Origin of the sequence: Microbispora rosea (genome assembly GCF_044460045.1) — a bacterium.
GTDB classification, from domain to species: domain Bacteria; phylum Actinomycetota; class Actinomycetes; order Streptosporangiales; family Streptosporangiaceae; genus Microbispora; species Microbispora rosea.
In genome coordinates this window covers 915,153-938,176 of record NZ_JBITJO010000004.1, presented here as the reverse complement: position 1 = coordinate 938,176, position 23,024 = coordinate 915,153, and the positions used below count along the sequence as shown (strand labels likewise).

Here is a 23,024-nt window from a genome sequence, read left to right as displayed (position 1 = left end):
CCCCGCGGCGGCACGTCCGGGCGGGCAGCATCACCGCGCCGATAGACTGGCGTTACCGCCTCGCTGCCTTCATGGGGGTCCTTTCCAGTGTCTGAGTTCGACACGGTTCTCGTCGTGGACTTCGGCGCGCAATACGCGCAGCTGATCGCCCGACGGGTGCGTGAGTGCCACGTCTACTCCGAGATCGTCCCATCGTCGATGCCGGTGTCGGAGATGCTGGCCAGGAAGCCCAAGGCGATCATCCTGTCCGGCGGCCCTTCGTCGGTGTACGCCGAGGGCGCCCCACCGGTTCCCGACGGCCTGTTCGAGACCGGGGTGCCGACCTTCGGCATCTGCTACGGCTTCCAGGCCATGGCCCGGGCGCTCGGGGGCGAGGTCGCCAGGACCGACTCCGCCGAGTTCGGCGGGACCGCGCTCAAGGTTCTCCAGGAGGGCCTGCTGTTCGCCGGCCTGCCCGCCGCGCAGACCGTCTGGATGTCGCACGGCGACTCCGTGGTCGGCGCCCCCGCCGGGTTCGCCGTCACCGCGGCCACCGCCGCCACCCCGGTCGCCGCGATGGAGGACCCCTCACGCGGCCTGTACGGCGTGCAGTTCCACCCCGAGGTGCTCCACTCCGAGCACGGGCAGCAGGTGCTCAAGCACTTCCTGGAGGCGGCCGGCTGCCGTCCCTCGTGGACCATGCTCAACATCGTCGAGGACGCTGTGGAGGCCGTTCGCGCCCAGGTGGGCGACGGCAGGGCCATCTGCGCGCTGTCGGGCGGCGTCGACTCCGCGGTGGCCGCCGCGATCGTGCAGCGGGCCATCGGCGACCGGCTGACCTGCGTCTTCGTCGACCACGGGCTGCTGCGCAAGGGCGAGGCCGAGCAGGTCGAGCGCGACTTCGTCGAGGTGACCGGCGTCAAGCTGCGCGTCGTGGACGCCTCCGAGCGCTTCCTCAAGGCGCTGTCGGGCGTCACCGACCCGGAGGAGAAGCGGAAGATCATCGGCCGGGAGTTCATCCGCGTCTTCGAGGACGAGCAGCGCGCGATCCTCGCCGACGGGCCGGTGGACTTCCTCGTGCAGGGCACGCTCTACCCGGACGTGGTCGAGTCCGGCGGCGGCACCGGCACCGCGAACATCAAGTCGCACCACAACGTGGGCGGGCTGCCCGAGGACCTCAAGTTCGACCTGGTCGAGCCGCTCCGCACGCTGTTCAAGGACGAGGTGCGGCGGGCCGGCGAGGAGCTGGGCCTGCCCGCGGCGATGGTCTGGCGCCAGCCGTTCCCGGGGCCCGGCCTCGGCATCCGGATCATCGGCGAGGTCACCCGCGAGCGCCTCGACCTGCTGCGCGAGGCCGACGCCATCGCCCGTGAGGAGCTCACCCGCGCCGGTCTCGACCGCGACATCTGGCAGTGCCCGGTCGTGCTGCTCGCCGACGTCCGCTCGGTCGGCGTGCAGGGCGACGGCCGCACCTACGGCCACCCGGTCGTCCTGCGGCCGGTGACCTCCGAGGACGCCATGACCGCCGACTGGGCGCGGGTGCCGTACGACGTGCTGTCGCGCATCTCCACCCGGATCACCAACGAGGTCCGCGAGGTCAACCGGGTGGTCCTCGACGTGACGAGCAAGCCGCCGGGCACCATCGAGTGGGAGTGACCCCGCATCACTGACTCCGGACCACCGAGCGGCGATGTGAGCGGGGATCAACCGGATTGATCCCGGCCGTGCTGGATAGGGTAACGCGGTGATTGCCACTCAGCCCGTCACCGCTCGGTCCGGAGCGAAGGCCACCAGGCTCGCCTGGCTCGACGCCCTGCGGGGGATCGGCGCGATGGCGGTGGTCGCCGAGCACGCGCTGCCCTGGCTCATGCCGTCGTTGCGCCCCTACTGGTTCAGCCTCGGCATGTACGGCGTGCTGGTCTTCTTCCTGGTCAGCGGATACATCATCCCCGCGTCCCTGGAGAAGAGGGGCGAGGTCGGGGCGTTCTGGGTCAGCCGGGTGTTCCGGCTGTATCCGCTGTATCTGCTGGTCATCGCCCTGGTGCTCGCGATGGCGTTCTGGGTTCCGGTGCGTCAGGAGGTGCCCCGGCACCCGTCGGCCGTGGCCGCGCACGTGAGCATGCTGCTCGACGTCGTCCACACCGGTGCCCTCGCCGATCCGATGTGGACGTTGTCTTACGAGATGGTGTTCTACCTGCTGGTGACCGCGCTGTTCGTGGGCGGGGTGCACCGGCGCAGCGGGACGCTGGCGATCGCGTTCGGCGTCGTGGCGGTCGCCGCCGGGCTGGTGCTGTCGGCGCCGCTGCTGCCGGGACCGTGGCCCGCCATCGCCGCCTGCGTGCTGTTCGTGGCGGGGCTGGCCTGCCTGATCACCGGCCGGTTCCGCAGGGTCGCGGCGTACGCGCTGGGCCTGATGGCGCTCGTGCTGCTCATGTTCGGCAGCTTCGTGCCGTGGTTCGGGGCGGCCATCCTCGCGGTGATGTTCACCGGGACGGCCCTGTACCGCTGGGAGCGGGGCACGGGCGGGCTCGGCCCGGTCGTGGCCGCGGCGGCCCTGGTGGCCGCCGCGCCGGTGTGGTCGATCCAGGCGGGCTGGTGGTGGGTGCAGCCCGACGTGTGGATCACCACGATCGTCCTCGCCGGCGGGACGTTCGCGCTCGGCATGGCGCTGCGCGGGCGGCGCGTCCCCGGCGTGCTGACCTGGCTCGGCCTGATCAGCTACTCGGTCTACCTGGTGCACCACCCGCTGCTCAAGTATCTGAACGCGTTCGCGGGCGACCTGCGGTCGCTCACGCCGCTCGGTCAGGCGGCCGCCGCGCTCGGCTATCTCGTCGCGCTGCTCACGCTGAGCTGGCTGACCTATCGCTTCGTGGAGGCGCCGGCCCAGGCGCTGGGCCGCCGGATCAGTGGACGGCTGTCGTCTCCACGCCCGGCTGGTCGGGATATACCTGTCCCGGGGTGAGCTCCTGGCCTTCGAGCAGGGTGGACACCGTGACGAAGCTGTAGCCCTCCGCCGTCAGCATCTGGAGCACCTCGGGCATCGACTCCACGGTCTCCTTGACCGTCTCGTGCATCAGCACGACCTCGCCCTCGCCGGCCACGTCCAGGGCCCGGTTGGTGAGGAAGTCCACATGCCGGTAGTCCTTGATGTAGTCCTTCGTGGCGGTCGTGCCGGGCACCTGGATGAGCCCGAGCTTGGCGGTGATCTCCTCCACGCCGCCGTTGCGCAGCCCGCCGGGCGCGCGGAAGAGCTTCGGCGCCTTGCCCGTCGTCTTCTGGATCAGCCGCTGGGTGTCGCCGATCTTCTTGTTGATATCGGCGTACTTGAGCGAGGTCAGATAGGTGCCGTCCCACGAGTGGTTGCCGATCTCGTGGCCCGACTTGGCGATCAGCTGAGTGAGCTTCGGGTGCTTCTTCACCTCCGAGCCGATGACGAAGAACGTCGCCTTCGCCTTGTATTCGGAGAGGGTCTTCAGCAGCGTCTGCACGTACGGCCCCGGACCGTCGTCGAAGGTCAGGGCGATGCATTTGTGGGTCGCGCAGTACGGCTCATCGGTCCCGCGAGCCTGCGCAGGAGTGGCGGCGGCCGCGGCGAGAACGCACGCGACGGCCAGAGGGATCAGACGACGTACAGCCATGGGGTACTCCTCGGGGGGATCTATAACGCGGCATCGTAACGCGCTTCGGGTTGCTTCCTCCTCTTCAGTCCGGTTTCGTACGGGCCAGAAACCTTCGTCCACCTGGGACGGGAGCGATTAAACCTTCGGCCAAGGAAGGGACTAAGGCTGCCCCCGCACGAGTGGGGTTCGCGATGCTGGGCCGGTCGGAAGAGGAACCGGGCAGCGTGAGGAGGGCGGGTGACGCGAACCGCCACCCGGTCGGCATGGGGGACGTGGATCGGGTTCGAGTCCTGTCCCGCGCTGCTCGGCCGCCTCGTCGAGGGCTTCGCCGGCCCCTGGATCCCGCTGGAGGACGTTCCCGTCCCCGGTATGCCGGTGGTCCCGGCGAACGACGCGGACGCGGCACAGGGTGCGGCACAGGGTGCGGCGCCGGACGGAACCGGCGCGATCCGATGCGTCCTGCTCGCCGCGCGCTCCCCGGCCGACCTGCGCAGGGCGGTGCCGCTGCGCGGCCTGCTGCCTGCGGCGACGCGGGTGCGGATCGCCGTCGCCGACGTGCCGTCCTGGGCGGCCCAGCCGCTGCCGGTCGCCGCGCCGGGCGCCTGCTGGCGGCACCTGACGGAGATGCGGGTGGCCCGCCGGGGCCGCGGCTGGCACCTGGACGCCGCCTTCACCGAGCCGGTGCCGGCCGGTGACGTCGTGGCCCACGTCGTGAACGGCCTGTTCGGCGGTTGCGAGGCGGCCACTCCTGTGGCGGGGCTGGAAGGCGGCGCCACGGCCGACTGGCGGCCCGGCGACCCCAATGTCACGCTGTCGCAGCCCGGCGGGCCGGTGCCGGACCGTCGCGACGCCCCCGGCTGCGACCTGCCGCTGCGCCGGGCAGAGCCGGACGGCCCTGTCGCCGGCTCTGTGGTTACGGACGCTGTGGTTACGGGCGCTGTGTTTACGGGTTCTGGCGTCGCCGGTGCGGTGGTCGACGGCCTGCTGCCGCCGCTGGACGAGGCCGTGGTCAACCCCATCGGATTCCGCCGGAATCCCGCGCAGGGGATCGCGGCGCTCGCCGCACACCGCGAGGGGTTCGCCGTCACCCTCGGCGCGGACCGGCTCGTACGGCTCCCGGCCTCCGGACGGGTCACCGACGTGGACATCGCCCGCCTGCGGGACGTGCGCGGCATCGAGGTGCCCGGCCCGCAGGCAGGGGAAGGGCGGGCGAATGGGGTCGCCCGCGTCGTGGCCGCCCTCTCGGCCGCCGGGATCCCGGTGCTCGCCGCGCCGGATCCCGCCCGTGACCGGGCGCTGGGCCCCGCCCTCGCCGCCGCGCTCGCCGCCGTGACCGGCGAGGCGCTCGCGTCCGACCTGCGCCGCGAGGAGCTGAGCATCCGGCTGCGCAGGGCCGCGCTGCGCGAGCACGGGGCCGCCGCCCGCTGGCGGCGTCTGGCCCTGAGCGCCGGTCTGCCGGTGCCGCCGGACCCGAGGGTCTCGATCCTGCTGTGCACGCGACGCCCGGAGATGGTGCCGTTCGCGGTCGAGCAGATGGAGCGCCAGCGCGGCGTGAGCGCCGAGCTGATCGTGGGGCTCCACGGCTTCACCGCGCGGGAGGCGGCGATCCCCCGCACGCGGTCGCCGATCACCGTGATCGAGGCCCCCGCCGCGACGCCGTTCGGTGAGGTCCTGAACCGGATGGCGGCCGCCGCCTCCGGGTCGTACCTCGCCAAGGTGGACGACGACGACTGGTACGGGCCGGACCACCTCGCCGACCTCCTGCTCGCCCGGCGCTACAGCGGGGCCGACCTCGTCGGCTCGGCCGCCGAGTTCGTCTACCTGGAGCCGCTCGACGTGACGATCAGGAGGTGCATCGGCACCGAGCGGTTCGTTCCGCTGGTGGCCGGGGGCACGATGCTGGTCACCCGGGCGGCGTTCGAGGCGGCCGGCGGCTTCCGGCCCCTGGCGAGGACGGTGGACGGCCAGCTGCTGCAGGCGGTGGAGGCCGTCGGCGGCCGGATCTACCGCACCCACGGCCTCGGTTACGTGCTGCGCCGCCGCAGCGCGTACGGCCACACCTGGCGCCAGCCCGTGCAGTCGTTCCTCGCGTCCTATCAGGAGCAGTGGCGTGGGCTGGTCTTCAACGAACTGATGGAGGACGGTGCCCGATGGCGCGCGGACGTGAGGACGTGACGGGGGCTGCGCGCATCCCGCTCAACGACTACGGGGTGCTCGGAGAGCCGCCCGCGCCGGGGGAGTGGACCCCGACGCTCACGGTGAGCGTGGTGATCCCCGCGTACCGCGCGGAGCGCACGCTGCCGCTGACGCTGGCCAGCCTGGCCCGGCAGACCTACCCGGCCCACCTCATGGAGGTCGTGGTGGTGGACGACGGCGAGCGGCCCATGGAGCCGCCGGCCGAGTCGTCGGCCGGGCCGCTGCCGGAGCGGCTGCGGGTGGTCCGCCCGCGCGGCGGGGCGTGGGGAAGGGCGAGCGCCTGCGCGGCGGGGGCCGAGGCGGCCGAGGGCGAGGTGATCCTCTACCTGGACGCCGACCTCGTGCTGTTCCCCGAGCACGTGGAGGCCCAGATGCGCTGGCACCACCTGGCCGACTACCTGGTCGTGCTCGGGCACCTGCGGTTCGCGCCCGGCATCGACGAGATCCCGGCGAGCGAGGTGCTCGCGGCCGTCGAGGCGGGCGCGGTGCCCAAGCTCTTCTCGGAGGAGGACGCCACGCCGCAGTGGACCGAGCGGCGCTGGGACCAGACCGACGACCTGCGGACGGCCGGTTTCAGCGCGTTCTCCGTCATGGTGGGGGCCACCGCGTCGCTGCCCGCACGCCTGCTGCGCGCCGCCGGAGGGCTCGACGGCTCGCTCGTCCTCGGCGAGGACACCGAGCTCGGCTACCGGCTGGCCCAGGCGGGGGCCGTGTTCGTGCCCGACCGCCGCAGCCGGTGCTGGCACCTCGGCCGGTCCACGGTCATGCGCCGCGAGCCCGACGTGAAGCGGCACAACTGGCCCCACCTCGCCGAGCGCGTCCCGAGCTTCCGCTGGCTGCGCAGGCACCCCCACCGCACCTACCTCGTGCCGTACGTGGAGGTCGTGGTCGAGGTGGGGGACGCGTCGTTCGAGGAGGTCAGGGCGACCGTCGACGCCGTGCTCGCCGGGCGGCTGCCCGACGTGCGGGTGACGGTCGTCGGGCCGTGGGGACGGCTCGGCGGAGGGCGGCGCGACCCGCTCGGCGACCCCTCGCTCGACCTGCGCCTGGTGCTCGCCTGCTATCAGGGCGAGCCGCGCGTGCGGTTCCGCGAGGCCGTGCCGGACGACTGCTTCCCCATGCCGTTCCGCTTCCACTGCCCGCCCGGCTGGGTGCCGTCGCGCGGCACCATCGGTGCGGTGGTCAAGCACGCCGACCGGCAGCGGCTCGGGATCGTCTCGCTCGCGCTGGACGAGCGCGAGGACGGCCGCGTCGTGCACGCCCGGCTGGAGCGCACCGCCGCGATGAGCCGGGCCCGCCACTGCGCCGGGCCGGGGGACGACCTCGGCGACCTCGTCCACGAGATGTACGGCACGGTGTGGGACGCCGGCGACAAATGGGGGTTCCTGCCCGCCACGCTCGCCGCGACCACCGCGCCACCTGTGCCCGGCCGCGCAGTGACGGACGCCACCGGCGAAGCCGGAGGCGTGAGGGCGGCGCGCCGCTCCCGCCGCCAGGGCCGGTCCGGCGCCCGGCCGCTGCGCCGCACCGCCCGGCTGCTCCGCAGGCGCCTGCGCGTGCTCGTGCGCCCGGCCTGAGCCGCTGTGTTTCCCGCTCACCATCGGGGCGCTTACACCCGCCGTCTTCATTCGTCGCTCGGAGTCGCTCGTTCCTCGCTCCCCGCTCGCTCCTCACTCCAGACCGGCGGCGCGCCCCTCCGGATCGCTCGTGTCTCCGTCCGCCGTTTCGCCGACCCTAAGGAGCGCCCGTGCCCCGCCTCAGCGTGATCATCCCGATCTACGACGTGGAACCGTACCTCGCCGGTTGCCTGGCCTCGGTCGCGGCGCAGACCTGGCAGGACATCGAGGTCGTCATGGTCGACGACGGCTCGCCCGACGGCAGCGCCGAGATCGCCGCCGCCTTCGCGGCGCGCGACGGCAGGTTCCGGCTGGTCCGCCAGGCCAACGCGGGGCTCGGGGCGGCGCGCAACACGGGCGTGCGGCACGCGACCGGGGAGCACCTGATGTTCCTCGACAGCGACGACCTGCTGCCGGCGCACGCCCTCGAATGCCTCCTGGCGTCCCTGGAGCGGACAGGGTCGGACCTCGCCACGGGCAACGTGCTCCGCCTCGACGGGCGCGGCGCCCGCCAGTCGGCCCTGCACCGGGCCGTCTTCACCGACGCCGCGTCGGCCACCCACATCACCCGGACGCACGCGCTCCTGCGCGACCGCCTGGTCACCAACAAGCTGTGGCGCCGCTCGTTCTGGGACGCCCACGGGTTCGCCTTCCCCGAAGGCGTGCTGTACGAGGACATCGCGGTGGCCCTGCGCGCCCACTTCCTGGCGCGGGCCGTGGACGTGCTGCCCACGCCGGTCTACCTGTGGCGGCGGCGTGAGGACGGCGGCCGCTCCATCACCCAGGACAAGACGCGGGCCGCGCACCTGGAGGACCGGTTCGCCGCCGTCACCGGGGTCCGCCGCTTCCTCAGCGAGCACAACTTCACCGCGCACATCCACGCCTGGGACCACGCCGTGCTCGACGGCGACCTCACGAACTTCCTCGACGTGCTCGACCAGGCATCCCCGGCGTTCCGGGAGCGCTTCGTCGACCTCGCCGGCCTCTATCTGGAGGACGTGGCGTCCCCCGTGCTCGACGGGCTGCCCGCGCTGCGGCGCGTCCAGTGGCACCTGGTGCGCCTGCGCCGCATGGCCGATCTGCTGGAGGTCCTGGCCTGGGACCGGGAGGTGACGCCCGACCGGCGGCTCGTCCGCAGGATGGGCGGCCACCACCTGAACGTGCCCCTCGCCCGCTCCGCCGACCGGGAGTTCCCCGCCGCCGTGACCAGGGCCAGGGACGAACTCGTCCCGCGCCATCGCATCGACGCGGTCCGCTGGGAGGACGGCGTGCTCGTCGTGGAGGGACGCGCGGCCCCGCCGTTCCTGCGCCCCACCCGGCGGGTCCATCAGCAGGTCTTCGCCACCCTCGTCCACGAGCGGACCGGACGGCGCGTCCGGGTGCCGGCCTCGGTCACCAGGTCCCGGGTGTCCACGAAGTCGAAGGAGCGCGACTGGGGCGGTTTCCGGATCGCCGTCGACCCCGCGGCACTGGCCAGGCCGGGCCGGCTCGGACGGTGGCACGTCGAGCTGCGCGTGCTCCACCGGGGCGTCCTGCGGCGCGGGCGGCTGACCGACCCGCGCGCCGCCGCCTCGACCGTCGAGCAGGCGGGGTATCGCGCCGTGGGGTCCGACCACTACGTCGCCCCGCTGCTCGGGGAGACCGGCGTCCTCGTGCTGAGGGCCGAGCGGGAGACCGCCCGGGTCGTCACCGGGGAGGTGCGGGACGGCCGCCTGCGCCTGGTGGGTCACGTCGTCAACGACCTCGGCCCGAGCCCGGTGCTCCAGGTCACCCGGCGTCCGGGAGGCGTCCCCCGCACCTATCCCGTGCACGTCGACCGGCGTACGTTCGAGGCCGCCGTCGACCTGCGCGACCTGCTGCCCGCGTCCCCGGCCCCGCAGGTCGCCGTGCCGGACGAGGTCGCCGCGCCCGAGACGTGGTGGGAGGTCGAGGTGCGGGCCGCCGACGGCGCCGTGACGCCCGTGACCGTCGCCGAGGACGTGCCCACCGGCCGGTACGGCCTGGCCGGCCGGGAGATCGTCGTGACCCGCGACCGCACCGGCGGCCTGGTGCTGCGGGACCAGCCCGTCGCGGCCTACGCCGACCTCGCCGAATGGCTGCCCGCACGCCGGGGGGGAGGCGGCGAGCTGCTCATCGAGGGCGGCATCGCGGCGCCCCACGAGTTGTCGGCGCTGGTCGTGGCCGCCATCGACCCCGCGACCCGCGCCCCCGCCCGGCGCGAGGAGTGGCTGCTGCCGATCGAGGGAGCGGGAACCCGCTTCCGGACGAGGCTGACGCCCGAGCAGGTCGCCTCGCCCTCAGGGCGGCTGCCGCTGCCGCGCGGCCGGTACGCCCTGGCGATCCGGGCGCGCGCCGCCGGAGGAGAGTGGACGGACCTGCCGCTGGAGTTCGACACGGACCTGCCGGCGGCGCATCAGACGGCCCGCCGCACGTTCGGGGTCGTCATGTCGGGTCCTGGCCGGGCCGTGCTGACCGTGAGCGGCGACCTGACCGCCGACGAGCGCGGCAGGAAGGCCCAGCGGGCGCTGCGCACGAGGACCTACCCCCAGATGAGGGACAGGCCGCTGCGCGACGCCGTCCTGTTCGACGGCGGCGCGGGCACCCGCTTCGGCGGCAGCCCGAGGGCGGTCTGCGAGGAACTGCGCCGTCGGGGGACCGACCTGTCGCTGCTGTGGAACGTGCGGGACGGCCAGGTCGCCCTGCCCGGCGACGTCGAATCGGTGCGCATGCTGGGACGCGAGCACTACGAGGCCCTCGCCCGGTGCCGCTACGTCGTCACCGACGCGCCGCTGCCGCCGTGGTTCGAGCGCAGGCCGGGCCAGGTGGTCGTGCAGACCTGGCAGCAGCCCGTATACGCGGCCGGCATCTCGGCGCGCGGTTCCTGCGAGCGCCCTGCTGCCGGTTCTGGCGCCGGTTCTGCCGGCGGTTCCGCGACCGGTGCGGCGGGCGGCTTCCGCGCGAGTCAGTGGACCCACCTCGTCTCCGCGGGACCGTGGTGGACGCCGCTGCTGCGGCGGACGTTCGGCTTCGAGGGAGAGGCGCTGGAGACCGGCCTGCCCTGCGACGACCTGCTGACCGGGCCCGGCGCCCGGGAGCGCGCCGCCGTGGTGCGGCGCCGCCTCGGCCTGCCTGAGCGCGCCCGCGTCCTGCTGTACGTCGCGGGGGAGCACGACACGCTCGACGCCGCGCGCCTGGCGGCCGGGCTTCCGGAGGACCACGTCCTGCTGGTCCGCCGTCTCACGGACGCCGGGCCGGACGACGCCCGGCTCCGCGACCTCACCGGCCATCCGGACCCGCACGAGCTGTACCTCGCCGCCGACGTCCTGATCGCCGGGGACGTGGCGGCGGTGTTCGACTTCGCCGTGACAGGACGCCCGGTGCTCCTGCACGCCGGCCGGCCGCGGGACCTGTGGTTCCTGCCCGAGGCGCCGGGGCCGGTGCTGCCGCGCGAGGGGCAGGTGCTCGACGCGCTCGCGCACCTCGACGAGCTCGTGGACAAGCACCGGGACGCGTACGCCGCGTTCCTGGCGCGGTATCGCCCGATGGCCGACGGGCAGGCCGCCCGCCGCGTGGTGGACGCCCTGTTCGGCTGACCGCCGCGCGCGTGCCGCCCTGGTAGGTCAAGAGCTGCCCAAGCGACGGTAAGGCCATGGGGATGGACCGGTGGCGCGACACCGCCCGTCGGCATCCTGACGGCGTGACGGTGCCTGTCAGGCTCTCGGTTGTCGTCCCCCTGCATGGCGGGGAGGAACACGCCGAGGAGTGCCTCGAATCCCTGCGCGACCAGACCCTGGACGACCTGGAGGTGATCCTCGTCGGCCGCCCGCAGGGCCTTCGCCCGCCCGACCACAGGTTCACTCTCCTCACGCTCGGCGACGGCGGCGACGACCCCGGCACGGCGCGCAACGCGGGCGCGACCTTCGCCACCGGGCGCTACCTCGCCTTCGCCGACCCCGTTTCCGTCGTCCCCGCGGACGCCTACCGTGCGCTGGTCGGCGCCCTCGACCACACCGGCTCCGACCTCGCCTGCGGCCGGATCCGCACCTGGACGCCCGATGCGTGGGACCGGACGCCCGTCCCGGCGCAGAAGGCCAGGCTGCGCACGCACATCACCCGGCACCAGAAGCTGCTGGACGAGCCGCGGGCGGGTGGCACGGTGTTCCGCCGGGAGTTCTGGAACCGGCACGGCTTCGCCTTCACGGCGGGCCTGGGCGAGGACTTCCCGGTGACGATTCCCGCGCACGTGCTGTCCACCTCGGCCGACGTGCTCGGCGACGTGGTCTGCCTCACGCGCGGCTCCCGGACGTCGGCCGACCCGCTGCGCCGCCTGGAGGCGATGCTGGAGGTGTCGGACCTGCTCGCACGGCGCGCGCCGCAGCTGCGCACGGCCTACGACCTGCGCCTGGCGGAGGGGCCGGACCTCGCGGCCGTGCTGGAGGCCGTACGCGACCGGGTGCCCGACCGGCTCGCCGAGGTCCTGGGCCGCCTGGGCCGCCTGGACCCCGGCGCGGTGGAACGGCTGCCGGTCCTGAGAAGGCTCCAGATCCACTTCGCCGCGCACGGCATGACCGGCGAGCTGTCGGAGCTGCGGACGTTCGCCGCGTCGGAGATCAGGCACCGGGGCGTGCTCCGGCGGGGGCTGCGGCCCCGCCGCTGGTATCTCGACTACCCCTTCCGCCGCGACCCCCGGCTCCCGCGCTCGCTGTTCGACGCCACCCGCGACCTGCGGCTCGTCGCCTGTGTGGACGACGTACGGCACGCGGACGGCAGGCTCGCCCTGACCGGCCACGCGTACATCGCCCACCTGGACAGCGGGCGCAGCCGGATCGAGCTGTGGCTCCAGCGTGGGGAGGAGCGGATCACTCTGCCGGTGCAGCGGACCCGCAGGCCCGACGTGACCGCGGACTCCCGTCAGTCGGTCGCCTGCCACGACGACTCCGGCTTCGAGACCGTGATCGCCCTCGACGCCCTGCCCGCCGGCCGGTGGGCGTTGCACGCGCGGGTCCGGGCGCGGGGCGTGATCCGGGCGGGCCGGGTGATCGGAGCCCCGGGCGAGCGCGTCTTCGACGCCGGGAACGTCCGGGTCTCCCTCACCCGCGACCGCGGGCTCACGCTCGGCCCCCGCGCCGGCGGCGGCCCGCAACCTGATCCCGTCGGCCCGCAGCCCGATCCCGTCGGCCTCGTGAGCACGGTCGGCCGGACGGAGTCCGGCGGCGCAATAAGCGCAGTCCGGTGGACGGAGTCCGGCGAGCTGGTCCTGGAGGGGACGGGCCGGTGCCCGGCGGACCGGATCGTCCTCGAGTGCGGCGCGGAGCGGCACTCCTGGCCGGTGCGCAGAGACGAGGCGATGTGGACGGCCGTCATCGGCAGGACGGCCGAGGGACTTCCGCTCCGCAGCGGCACCTGGCGGGTGCTCGCCCTGTCACCCGCGGGCGGGGACGAGCGCGTGCGCGTCAGCCCGGCGCTGATCGCCGACCCGCCGAGGCCGCGGGTCACCGGGTTCCACGAGACAGCGGTCCGCACCTCGCGCGACGGCGACCTGAGCCTCGCCGTGCGCCCCGCGCTCGGCCCGCACGAGCGCGGGCCGTACGCGACGCGCAGGCGGCGGGCGGCGGCGCCGCGACGCACGGCCCTGCGGAACGCGGCGGTGTTCGACAGCTACGGCGGCGGGCAGTACTCGTGCAATCCCCGGGCCGTCTCGGAGGAGCTGGCGCGCCGCCACCCTGACATGGAGATCGTCTGGGTCACGAGGGACGGGCAGTTCACGGTCCCGCCGGGCGTGCGCCTGGTCCTGTTCGGCTCGCGCGAGCACGAGGAGGCGCTGCGCACCAGCCGCTTCGTCGTGGCCAACCGGCGCACCCAGCCGGGCTGGTATCGCAAGCCGCGCGGGCAGACGGTCGTGCAGACCTGGCACGGCACGCCGCTCAAGCGCCTGGGGCTCGACCTCGACGACATGCCGTACGCGCAGCGGGTGCCGCGCGACGAACTGGCGCGGCAGGTGGCGACCTGGGACCTGCTGCTGTCGCCGAGCCCGTTCGCCACCTCCGCGCTGCGCGGCGCGTTCGGCTACGAGGGGGAGGTCCTGGAGTCGGGCTACCCGCGCAACGACGTGCTCTTCGATCCCGCACGTGGCCGCGCCGTCCGGCGGCGGCTGGGCCTGCCGGACGGCCGGCGGGTCATCCTCTACGCGCCGACCTGGCGGGACGACGACACCACCGGCCGGCTCGCGCTGGACCCGGTCAGGGCGGCCGGGGCGCTGGGCGACGACGACGTGCTGCTCGTGCGGACGCACTATCTGGTGGCGCGGGACATGAGGATCCCGGACGGCGACCGCATTCACGATGTCTCCACATTTCCGGACATGGCGGATCTCTTGGCCGCCGCGGACGTGCTGGTCACCGACTACTCGTCGGCGATGTTCGACTTCGCGTGCACCGGCAGGCCCATGGTGTTCTTCGCGCGCGACCTGGAGCGCTACCGCGACGAGGTGCGCGGCTTCTACTTCGACTTCGAGGCCGAGGCCCCCGGGCCCGTGCTCAGGACCGGCGACGACGTGCTCGACGTGCTGCGGCACGGCGACCTCGGGCAGTTCGCGGCGCGCTACGAGCGGTTCGCCCGCAGATACTGCCCCTGGGACGACGGGCACGCCTCGGCGCGCGTGGTCGCGCGCCTGCGGCCATGACCCGCCCTGCCCGGCAGGCCGCCGGCGGCCGTCCGCTCCGCCGTACGGCCGAGGCGCCGTCGCGGCGCGTCGCGCCCGCGACAGCCGCGGGGCGTCCCGCGGAGGCGCCCGAGCGGCCCTCCCGGCTGGACCGGCCCTCCGTCGTGATCGTCGTGCCCGCCGTTCTCGCGCTGGCGGCCGGGCTGTGGGACCTCGGCGGGCCGCCGCCGTGGCGGGACGAGGCGGCCACCGTCAGCGCGGCCGGCCGCACCCTTCCCCAGCTGGCGCACCTGCTGCAGTCGGTCGACGCGGTGCACGGCCTGTACTACGCGCTGATGCACGTCGTCGCGGGGCTGTCCGGCACCGCCGAGGTGGCGCTGCGGATCCCGTCGGTCGTCGCGGGCGCGCTGGCCGCCGCGGGGACCGGCGCGATCGGCCGCGCGCTCGGCGCGCCCCGGGCAGGCCTGTACGGCGGTGCGCTGCTGGCCCTCATGCCCATCTTCTCCAGGTATGTCCAGGAGGCCCGTCCGTACGCGATGACGGCGGCGGCGGCCGTCGGCGTGACCCTGCTGTTGTTGCGCCTGCTGCGCTCGCCCACGTCGGCGGTCCTGGCGGCGTACGCGGCGGCGGTGACCGTGCTCGCCTACCTCAACCTGTTCGCGTTCCTGCTGGTGGGGGCGCACGGCCTCGCCGTGATCCTGTCGAGGGGCCCGCTGCTGCGGTGGGCGTGCGCGGCGGCACCGGCCCTGGCGGCCGTGGCGCCGCTGGCCTGGCTCGGCTCCCGGCAGAGCGCGCAGGTGGGGTGGATTCCCCGGCCGGACGCGGCCGATGTCGGCGGCCTCGCCGTCCAGCTGTCCGGCGACATCGGCGGGGCGACGGGACCCGGAGTGGCCCCCCTGACCTGGGCGCTCGCGCTCTTCGGCCTCGGGTATGCCGCCATCGTGGGCGTCCGCCGGGCGCACGCGGCCCGCCGTGCCGAAAGCCCCGCGGACAACCCGGCAGAAGGGCCCGCTGCGAAGCGTGCCGAGGCTCCCGCTGAAGAGCGTGCGCAGACGCCGGCCACGCTCGTGCGGCTGACGCTGCCGTGGCTGCTCGTGCCCGCTCTGGTGCTGCTCGCGGCCTCGTGGGCCGTCCATCCCGTGTACGTGTTCCGCTACGTCTTCTGCTGCGTCCCCGCGGCGGCGCTGCTCGCCGGGGCGGGCCTGGCCGCGCTGCCCCCCGGTCTCGCCGCCGCCGTGCTGACCGCCTGGCTCGGCCTGTCGGTTCCCGGACAGCTCGCCACACGGGGGCCCGACGGCAGGCAGGACGATCCGCGGCCGGTCATGGCGCTGCTGGCGGCGGAGGCGAAGCCGGGGGACGGGGTGCTGTTCGTCCCCGCCAAGGTCAGGAAGTACGAAGCGGTCTACCCGTCGGTTCTCGGCAGGCTCCGCGACGTGGCGCTGGCCCGGTCACCCGAGCGGGACGGCAGCTTCCCGGGCCGCGAGGTGGGCCCCCGGGTGCTCGCCGCCCGCCTCGACGGGCTGCACACGCTCTGGGTCGTCGGCCACACGGGCAAGAACGCGCTGCCCGCCCGCAGGCGCGCCCTGGTCGCCCGTTCGTTCGCCCCGGCAGGCCGCTGGACCTTCCGCGGCCTGTTCGTGGACAGGTACGACCTGCGGCCCGCTCACCGCTCGAACGGCGCCGGGGTGGGGAAGTAGGCCTCCAGGAACCGCGCCAGCAGCGCGTCCTGCTCGATCGTCGTGGGGGCGGTGTCGTTGAGGCAGAACACGTCGTGTCTGCGCCGGGCCAGCATCCGGCGCAGCTTGACCGGCGTCTTCGGCAGCGACAGGTCCACATAGGTGTAGTCGACCGTGCCGGGGACCGCCCGCCCGCTCAGGTAGCCGTAGTAGTGCGCCAGTGAGGACACCACCGAGATGTCCCGCGACGTGCGGAACCTGCTGCGGGCGGTCGCCGTGAACTCCGTCGCGAAACGCCCCTCCAGCTCGTACATGACCGACCGGCGCAGCGCGTAGGGCACGTGCTTGAGCTTCTGCGTGATGGTGCGGCCGGTCAGGTTCTCCAGGATGCGCCGGTTGTTCATGCCGGCGGCGTGCACCGGGGACTCCTCGGTCTCCGGCATGCCGAAGGGTACGTGGACCGTGCTGGGGAAGAAGCGGGTGATCCCGTTGCCCTCGAAGAACGTCCGGGGAGCGAGCGGCCGGCCCAGGAAGAAGTCGTCGTTGAAATACAGGAAGTGCTCGCTGAGCCCGTCGATGTGGTGCAGTTGCGTCTCGATGGCGTGGGAGTTGAACACCGGCAGCACCGACGGCTCGGTGAAGATCTCCTTGTGGTCGACCACCGCGACCATCGGGTGCGTGGTGTCGAGCCAGGGCGGCGTCTGGCCGTCGGTGACGATCCAGATCCGGTTGATCCAGGGGGCGTACATCAGCAGGGAGCGCAGCGAGTAACGCAGCTCGTCCCTGCTGGTGAACCGGGCCTCCGTGGTCGCCAGTTCGCTCGGCGCGGCGCCGGTGCGCAGCGCCTCGGCGCGTTCGGCCTGGTGCCGGCGCGCCCGCCAGGCCGGGTCGGCGCCGTCCACCCACGTGTAGACGACGTCGATCGGGAAGTCGATGTCGTCCAGCAGCCGCCGGACGAACTCGGGCCGGGTGCGGTAGGCGCGGGCCCTGCGGGCGGCGCACGCCAGCGGAGTGAACAGCTCCTCGCCGCCGTCCACGTCAGGGCCGTCGGCGGGGACGCGGTCGCAGGCGGGGTTCGGCCTCGGGGCGACCAGCTCGTCACCCTCCCGGGCCCAGAACTCCAGGTCGCATCCGTGCTCCGGGCCGAGTGTCAGCGTGCGCGACGGACTGGCGAAATACATCGCCAGCCGCACGACCTTGGCGTCGCCGAGCAGCGCGGCCGCGCGCCGCACCGGGCGCATCCGGCCCGCGTCCGCCTGGCGTGCCCGCGCGCCCTGCCTGCCGTACGGCTGCCGCGCCGCGAACAGCGGATGACGGCCGGCCGCGAGCGCGGCGAGCGCGCGCGTGCGGTCGTCCTCGGGCACGGCGATCACCGGCGGCCGGTTGGGCAGCGGGCGCACGCAGAAGTACGGCACATCCGCCTCGCCCAGCAGCGCGCACACCACGTCCAGCGTTTCGCGCTGGGCCTGGAGCGGACCCGCGTCCGCGCGGATGAGAGCGGCACGCGGTGCGGGCTCCCATGACGGCAGCCGCCCCTGCAGCCGCCGGTACAACGTGACAACGGGCATGGTCTCCCCCTCGAACACGGACTGTAACCGATCGGCCACCGGATTGGCGGATGGTTTACGTAGATGGGGAGGACGGTCAAGAAGCGGCAATGAGATGCCCTCCCTGTTACCGAAGAGCAGGCCAACGGCTACCCGTTGTAGTCATTCTTGCCTGCATGGGAGGCTTCACGCTGGACGACATACTCGCGACGCGCAAGCCGAGAGACTCGTGGTGGACCGTCTTCATGGTCGATCCGCTCGCCTGCCGGCTCGCGCTGCTCGTGGCCAATCACACCTCGATCACCCCGAACGGGCTGACCAGACTGTCCATGCTGATCGGCTTCGCCTCGGCGGCGGCCTTCACGGAGGGCATGCTCGTCGCCGGTGCGGTGCTGTTCTATCTCAGTTTCACGGTCGACTGCATGGACGGCAAGATCGCCAGGCTCAAGGGCACGGGGACGCCCTTCGGCCTGTGGCTCGACTACGTCGGCGACCGGGTGCGGGTGGTCTGCTGCGCCTTCGGGTGGGGGTTCGGGGAGTACACCCGCACGGGCGACACGGACGTGGTGCTCGCCGCGGTCGGCGTCGTGGTGCTCGACCTGTTCCGCTACATCAACGGCCCGCAGCTCAAGCGGGTCAAGGACGCCACCCGCGCGCTGCTCGAGGCGCGGCTGGAGGGGCAGTTCGTCCTCGCGGAGAGCGTCCTGCGCTCCAGGCCGCGGACCGAGCTGGGGCAGGCCGCCGCGGAGTTCGGCCAGACCACCGCCGACGACACCGACGACACCGACCGCACCGACCGCACCGACCGCCCGGTGGTCGACCTGCAGAAGGCGTTCCACGCCCGCTTCCCCTGGTATGACCGGTTCCGCGTCTTCCTGACCCGGCACCGGGTGCGCACCCACGTGGTGAGCGGCATCGAGTTCCACGCCGCGGTCTTCGTCGTGGGCCCGCTGTTCGGTCCCAGGGCCATGGTGCCGGTCGCCGCCGTGTCCGGCGCGCTGCTGCTGGCGTTCGAGATGAGCCTGGTCTACCGGGTCTGGCTGGCGTCGCGCCAGGTGCCCAGCACCGCCGCCGAGAGAGAGAAGGTCCTCGTCTGACCGGCCTTCTCGGCCCGATCCACCAACTTGTACGGCGTGACGCCGTAGGACCCGCGTCACGAGCCGCGCCCGGGGGCGGGCGGCGGCCTGACGTCCGGAAATTTCACCACGGGGGATAGAACTCATGCATTCGGACAGACCTGTCTTCGTCGTCGGCTGCCCGCGCTCCGGCACCACCATGCTGCAGCTCATGCTGCACTCGCACCCGCGCATCGCGGTCCCGCCCGAGACGCGGTTCCTCGTCCCGGCCTACTTCTCCCGGCGGGCGTACGGCGACATGCGGCTGGCCGACAACAGGCGCAGGCTGGCGACCTGGATCGCCGAGGGCCGGACCACGAAGTTCCATGAGCTCGGGCTGAGCCGTCCCGAGTTCGTCCAGGCGGCCATGCTCGGCCCGGGCAGCTTCGGGTCGGTCATCGGCATGGTCTTCAAGTGCTACGCCGAGCGCTTCGGCAAGCCGCGCTGGGGCGACAAGCGGCCCAGCTACTACCGGCACGTCGAGATGCTGATGCGGATGTTCCCGGACGCGCAGTTCGTCCACCTCGTCAGGGACGGCCGCGACTGCGTGGCCTCGCTCAAGCAGATGCCCTGGTACAAGGCGGACGCCGTGCACGCCATGGCCAACTGGGCCGAGGCGGTCGACTTCGGCCGCCGGCACGCGCGCAAGCTGCCGGCCGACAGCTTCTACGAGCTGCGCTACGAGGACCTCACCTCCGACCCGGAGACCGAGCTGAAGAAGCTGTGCGTGTTCCTCGGCGAGGACTACGACCCGGCGATGTGCGAGCCGCGCCACGTGGCCGAACTCGCCGTGCCCAAGCACAAGGTGTGGCACAGCAACACGCACGAGGACGTGACCACTGCCCACTCGGGCAAGTGGGCCTCCCGGCTGGAGCCCTGGGAGATCTCGCTGTGCGAGGAGGTGCTCGGCGAGCGGCTCACCGCGTACGGCTACGAGCTGAGCGGCGCGCGCAAGCCCGACCGCGACCAGGTCGCCGCGTTCAAGGCGGCGGCGGCCAAGCGCCGCGCGGCGCGGCTGCGCAAGTACAACCGCGACCGGCTCACCCGGCTGCGCGAGCCCGGTCCGATCGCCGCGCTGCTGACGGACGGGCAGCGGCAGCTCGCCGGCCTGCCCCAGCAGCGCTCCTACGAACTGCTCCCCCGCTGAAACCCTCTCTCGAAGATCTCAGGCGCCCGGTGGGGGGCCGACCGACGACCGCACGATGAGGCGCGAGCGGAGCGTGTGCGTCTCGCGGCCGGTCTCGGCCCCCTCCGCGACGTCGAGGACACCCCGGGCCCGCCGCGCTCATGCCGGGTTCATGACGTCGTCAGGTCGCCCTGCGCCGGGGGAGCGGCAGGCGCGACCGGGTGAACGCGGCGCCGCCGAGGGCGGCCAGCAGGGGGAGCCCCACGACGAGCAGGCCGATGAGCGCCCAGGGGATCGCGATCGCCGGGGTGTCCGCGGGCATGATCGTCGTCACTCCGTCGGCGCGCAGGAACACGGTCGGGTAGGAGACGGGCCGCCGGGCCGCGGCAACGCCCGGAGCGAGGCCGGCGAGCACGCCGGTGACCGAGCCCAGCAGCGCGATCACCAGGGCCTGCCCCGCGACCACGGCCCGCTTCACGCGCGGCGCCGCCCCCACGGCCGACATGGTCTCCAGGTCGGGACGCGCCTCGACGGCGGCCAGCATGGTCGCGACGGATGTCATCCCCAGCACGAGCACGGCCGCGGCGATGCCCAGCACCACCAGGAAGAGCGTGTCGTCGGGCACCTCGGGAGTCTCGAGCCGCACGGTTGCCATGCCGGTGATCCGTTCCACCTTCGCGGCGATCCGGTCCGCCGTCGCGCTCGGAGTGCGGAAGTCCGCGGGATCCACCACGAGCATGGAGGTGACGGTGCCGTACCCGTTCTTCGCCGCCGCCTCGGGTGAGATGACCGCGCGGGCCCAGCCCTGCCCGGTCGCCCGCACGCCGGCGGAGGGAAGGGTGAGCGCCGGCAGGTCTCCCCGTCCGGCGACGGGCGTCAGTTCGATGCGCACCCGCCCCTGGCGGATCACGTCCGGGTTGAGCACGACCAGCTTCCCCTCGCGGAGCGCCGCCACCGCGCCTGGGTCATCGCGCCGCAGCACGTAGCGGAGCAGGTTCTCGTCGCCCACCAGCAGCCCGCCGGATCCGGTCGCGTCGTACCATTCCACCCTGCTGGTTCCCGAGGCGTCGTCCGGGACAAAGGTGTTCAGCGGGGCACCGGAGCCGGTCGTGAGCGTCCGCGCCTCGATCAGCGGCACGCGGGCGGGCAGTTCCTCGCGTACGGCGGAGCGCACGCGGTCCCAGAGTTCGGGAGTGAGGTCCGGCCCGCTGACCCGGAGAGCTCCGGCCGGAGCCTGCGCGTAGTCGAACACCGATCTCCGCGCGACCTCGCTGTCCCCCGCCACCCCCACGGCCATGAGCGCCACGACCGCGGTCATCACCGCCGCGACGGCGGGCGCCGTACGGCCCCTGTTGCGCACGGCGTCCCTGGCGGCGAACCGGAGCGGCAGGGGAAGCCGGGCGGCGAGCCGGGCCACCGCCGCGATGATCGCCGGCGTCAGGGCGACCAGGCCGAGCTGGGTGACCAGGGCCGAGGTCGCGGTCCAGGCGATGTCGTGACCCGCGCTCGCGATCGTCGCCGCCGTGCCCGCGACGACGAGCACGATTCCCAGCAGCGGACGGCCCGCCCGCTCACGACCCCGCTCGCGCCTGCCCGACAGCACGGCGACGGGGTCCGTACGGCCGGCCGCGACGGCCGGGGCGAGCGCGGCCAGCAGTCCCGCGACGACGCCCAGCACCGCGACCGTCGCGACCGCGACCCAGGGGACCTGGAACGGGCCGAACAGGCGTCCGGCCCGCCATTCCAGCAGCGGCGTCGCGAGCCGGGCCGCGACGACGCCCAGCGCCGCGCCGAGGGCGGAGGCGGCGACGCCGAACAGCAGGCCGTCGGCGAGCGCGATCGTCCGCAGGTGGGCGGGGGAGCCGCCCTGGACGGCGACCAGCGCGAACTCGCGCGACCTGCGCAGCCGCCCGACGGCGAAGGCCGGCCCGGCCAGCAGGACGACCTCGAGCAGCATGATCGCGATCCACGGCACGGTCCGCACGAGGTCGGACACGCGCGCGTACGACTCGTCCGCCGGGAGCCCGTCGATGACGGCGCGGCTGACGACCACGAGGCCCTGCGCGTTGAACCGCCGCACGTCGGCCCACGTCACCGGCCGTGGAGAGTCCACGAGCCAGGCGCGTGACATCAGCTCGGGGTCGACCGGCCCGAAGGCGTCGGCCGGCAGGCTGCCGGGGAAGGTCGCAAGTGCGGGCTCGATTCCCGCCATGGCGAACAGGGCCACGCCGACGACCCGGACCGGGCGGCGTTCGTCGCCGACGAGGAGCGTCGCTCCCAGGGCTACGGCCGGAGCGTCGTCCCTGTTCAACCGCTCGGCGGAAATCACCGCCTCGCCGGGAGCGGCAGGCAGCCTGCCCTCGGTCAGCCGGAAGGTGCCCCGGGACATCGGATCGCGCAGATCGACCTGACGGATCTCTCCCGTGTCGTACCCCTGCGGGGTCAGGTAGCGGAACGTCCCCCGCGCCACCGGGATGACCCGGCTGCCGGGCGCGAGCAGCGCCGTGACCTCGGCCTGCGTGAACGGCACGTCGCCGGGCTGTGCGGAGACGCCGTTGCCCCACGCGTCCTGGGTGAGGCCCGCCCACTCGTGGGCGCCGGTCACCACCGCGTCGGCCTGTCCGATCGGGAAGTGCTGGCGGTCGCTTCCCGCCGGAGGGAAGAGGGCGGTCAGCGCGAAGACGGCGAGGGCGACCGGAAGCCCGATCATCGCGAGGATCAGCGCGCTGCGCCACTTCGACCGCAGGGCGTTGCGGCGGGAGATCCGCAACGCCGCTCGCACCCCGCTCGCTCGGATCGGGCTCATCGGGCGGTCTCCGTCCCCGCGTCGGACGAGTCGACGACCTGCCCGTCCTTGAGGAAGACGACGCGGTCGGCCCAGGCCGCGTAACGGGGCTCGTGGGTGACCAGCAGCACGGCGGCTCCCGCGTCGGCCCGCTGCCGGAGCACCTGGATGATCTCGTCGCCGCCCCGGGTGTCGAGGGCGCCGGTCGGCTCGTCCGCCAGCAGCAGCCTCCGCCGCCCGACGAGCGCCCGGGCGATGGCGGCCCGCTGACGCTGGCCGCCCGACAGGTCGTCGGGGAACCGGTCGCCCAGGTCGGCGAGCCCGACCTCCTCCAACACCGCTTCTGCCTCCGCTCCGGCCTTCGCCGTACGGACGCCGTCCAGCTCGCGCGGGAGCGCGACGTTCTCGGCGACGGTCAGCGACGGGATGAGGTTGAGATCCTGGAAGACGTATCCGGCGCTCCTGCGGCGCAGCTCCGCCAGCTGTTTCTGGGACAGATCCCGCAGCTCCCGGCCTTCGAGGACGACGGATCCCTCCGTCGGCCGGTCGAGCCCGCCCGCGAGGTTGAGCAGGGTGGACTTGCCGGACCCGGACGGGCCCATCACCGCGACCAGCTCTCCGGCGGCGACGTCGAGGCTGACGCCCCGCAGCGCGTGGACGGCCCCGGTCCCCTCGCCGTGGACGCGTACGACGCCGGTCATGC

13 protein-coding genes are annotated in these 23,024 nt (G+C 73.8%); 9 read left to right on the top strand and 4 right to left on the bottom strand.

What is annotated here, in order from left to right:
- Window positions 1-87: 87 nt before the first annotated feature.
- Together guaA and ACIBK1_RS21520 are read left to right on the top strand one after the other, a co-directional pair.
- A complete protein-coding gene (gene guaA / locus ACIBK1_RS21525; RefSeq protein ID WP_143734055.1) occupies window positions 88-1,635 on the top strand; it encodes a glutamine-hydrolyzing GMP synthase in 1,548 nt (515 codons plus the stop codon).
- A gap of 88 nt (window positions 1,636-1,723) precedes the next feature.
- A complete protein-coding gene (locus ACIBK1_RS21520) occupies window positions 1,724-2,941 on the top strand; it encodes an acyltransferase family protein (protein WP_231513908.1) in 1,218 nt (405 codons plus the stop codon).
- Here the strand turns inward: ACIBK1_RS21520 and ACIBK1_RS21515 are convergent.
- Window positions 2,883-3,617, bottom strand: coding sequence for a polysaccharide deacetylase family protein (locus ACIBK1_RS21515; protein ID WP_051761786.1), 735 nt, complete (start codon window positions 3,615-3,617; stop codon window positions 2,883-2,885). The two genes, ACIBK1_RS21520 and ACIBK1_RS21515, sit on opposite strands and share 59 nt — an antisense overlap.
- Window positions 3,618-3,836: 219 nt before the next feature.
- Here ACIBK1_RS21515 and ACIBK1_RS21510 point away from each other — a divergent pair, with 219 nt between their 5' ends.
- The 5 genes from ACIBK1_RS21510 to ACIBK1_RS21490 all read left to right on the top strand — a co-directional run bounded on the left by ACIBK1_RS21510 (window position 3,837) and on the right by ACIBK1_RS21490 (window position 15,769).
- Entirely contained in the window at window positions 3,837-5,774 is a 1,938-nt protein-coding gene (locus ACIBK1_RS21510) for a glycosyltransferase (protein WP_396737179.1), read from the top strand.
- Entirely contained in the window at window positions 5,750-7,372 is a 1,623-nt protein-coding gene (locus tag ACIBK1_RS21505) for a glycosyltransferase (protein WP_396737176.1), read from the top strand. Before ACIBK1_RS21510 ends, ACIBK1_RS21505 begins: the two co-directional genes overlap by 25 nt.
- Window positions 7,373-7,542: 170 nt before the next feature.
- On the top strand, window positions 7,543-11,004 hold the full coding sequence (locus ACIBK1_RS21500) for a bifunctional glycosyltransferase/CDP-glycerol:glycerophosphate glycerophosphotransferase (RefSeq protein ID WP_396737173.1): 3,462 nt from the start codon (window positions 7,543-7,545) through the stop codon (window positions 11,002-11,004).
- Between the two features lie 104 nt (window positions 11,005-11,108).
- Window positions 11,109-14,093, top strand: coding sequence for a CDP-glycerol glycerophosphotransferase family protein (locus ACIBK1_RS21495; protein WP_396737170.1), 2,985 nt, complete (start codon window positions 11,109-11,111; stop codon window positions 14,091-14,093).
- Window positions 14,090-15,769 carry a hypothetical protein gene (locus ACIBK1_RS21490; RefSeq protein WP_396737167.1) on the top strand — a complete coding sequence of 560 codons (1,680 nt, stop codon included), beginning with the start codon at window positions 14,090-14,092 and terminating at the stop codon, window positions 15,767-15,769. The genes ACIBK1_RS21495 and ACIBK1_RS21490 overlap by 4 nt, the downstream gene beginning before the upstream one ends.
- On the opposite strand, the gene ACIBK1_RS21485 is transcribed toward ACIBK1_RS21490, so the two are convergent.
- A complete protein-coding gene (locus ACIBK1_RS21485) occupies window positions 15,736-17,316 on the bottom strand; it encodes a stealth family protein (protein WP_363527483.1) in 1,581 nt (526 codons plus the stop codon). The two genes, ACIBK1_RS21490 and ACIBK1_RS21485, sit on opposite strands and share 34 nt — an antisense overlap.
- Before the next feature lie 155 nt (window positions 17,317-17,471).
- On the opposite strand from ACIBK1_RS21485, the gene ACIBK1_RS21480 reads away from it, so the two are divergent.
- Both ACIBK1_RS21480 and ACIBK1_RS21475 read left to right on the top strand, forming a co-directional pair.
- A complete protein-coding gene (locus tag ACIBK1_RS21480; protein WP_396737164.1) occupies window positions 17,472-18,392 on the top strand; it encodes a CDP-alcohol phosphatidyltransferase family protein in 921 nt (306 codons plus the stop codon).
- A 124-nt stretch (window positions 18,393-18,516) separates the two neighbouring features.
- A complete protein-coding gene (locus tag ACIBK1_RS21475) occupies window positions 18,517-19,557 on the top strand; it encodes a sulfotransferase family protein (RefSeq protein WP_036406747.1) in 1,041 nt (346 codons plus the stop codon).
- 160 nt (window positions 19,558-19,717) lie between these two features.
- On the opposite strand, the gene ACIBK1_RS21470 is transcribed toward ACIBK1_RS21475, so the two are convergent.
- Window positions 19,718-22,342, bottom strand: coding sequence for an FtsX-like permease family protein (locus ACIBK1_RS21470; RefSeq protein ID WP_396737161.1), 2,625 nt, complete (start codon window positions 22,340-22,342; stop codon window positions 19,718-19,720).
- Window positions 22,339-23,022, bottom strand: a complete 684-nt coding sequence (locus tag ACIBK1_RS21465; protein WP_051761819.1) for an ABC transporter ATP-binding protein — start codon at window positions 23,020-23,022, stop codon at window positions 22,339-22,341. The genes ACIBK1_RS21470 and ACIBK1_RS21465 overlap by 4 nt, the downstream gene beginning before the upstream one ends.
- Window positions 23,023-23,024: the final 2 nt, after the last annotated feature.

Coding starts and splice junctions, on each gene's coding strand:
- ACIBK1_RS21515 (WP_051761786.1), bottom strand. CDS start 3,617: ATGGCTGTACGTCGTCTGATCCCTCTGGCCGTCGCGTGCGTTCTCGCC.
- ACIBK1_RS21505 (WP_396737176.1), top strand. CDS start 5,750: ATGGCGCGCGGACGTGAGGACGTGACGGGGGCTGCGCGCATCCCGCTC.
- ACIBK1_RS21490 (WP_396737167.1), top strand. CDS start 14,090: ATGACCCGCCCTGCCCGGCAGGCCGCCGGCGGCCGTCCGCTCCGCCGT.
- ACIBK1_RS21485 (WP_363527483.1), bottom strand. CDS start 17,316: ATGCCCGTTGTCACGTTGTACCGGCGGCTGCAGGGGCGGCTGCCGTCA.
- ACIBK1_RS21480 (WP_396737164.1), top strand. CDS start 17,472: ATGGGAGGCTTCACGCTGGACGACATACTCGCGACGCGCAAGCCGAGA.
- ACIBK1_RS21475 (WP_036406747.1), top strand. CDS start 18,517: ATGCATTCGGACAGACCTGTCTTCGTCGTCGGCTGCCCGCGCTCCGGC.
- ACIBK1_RS21470 (WP_396737161.1), bottom strand. CDS start 22,342: ATGAGCCCGATCCGAGCGAGCGGGGTGCGAGCGGCGTTGCGGATCTCC.
- ACIBK1_RS21465 (WP_051761819.1), bottom strand. CDS start 23,022: ATGACCGGCGTCGTACGCGTCCACGGCGAGGGGACCGGGGCCGTCCAC.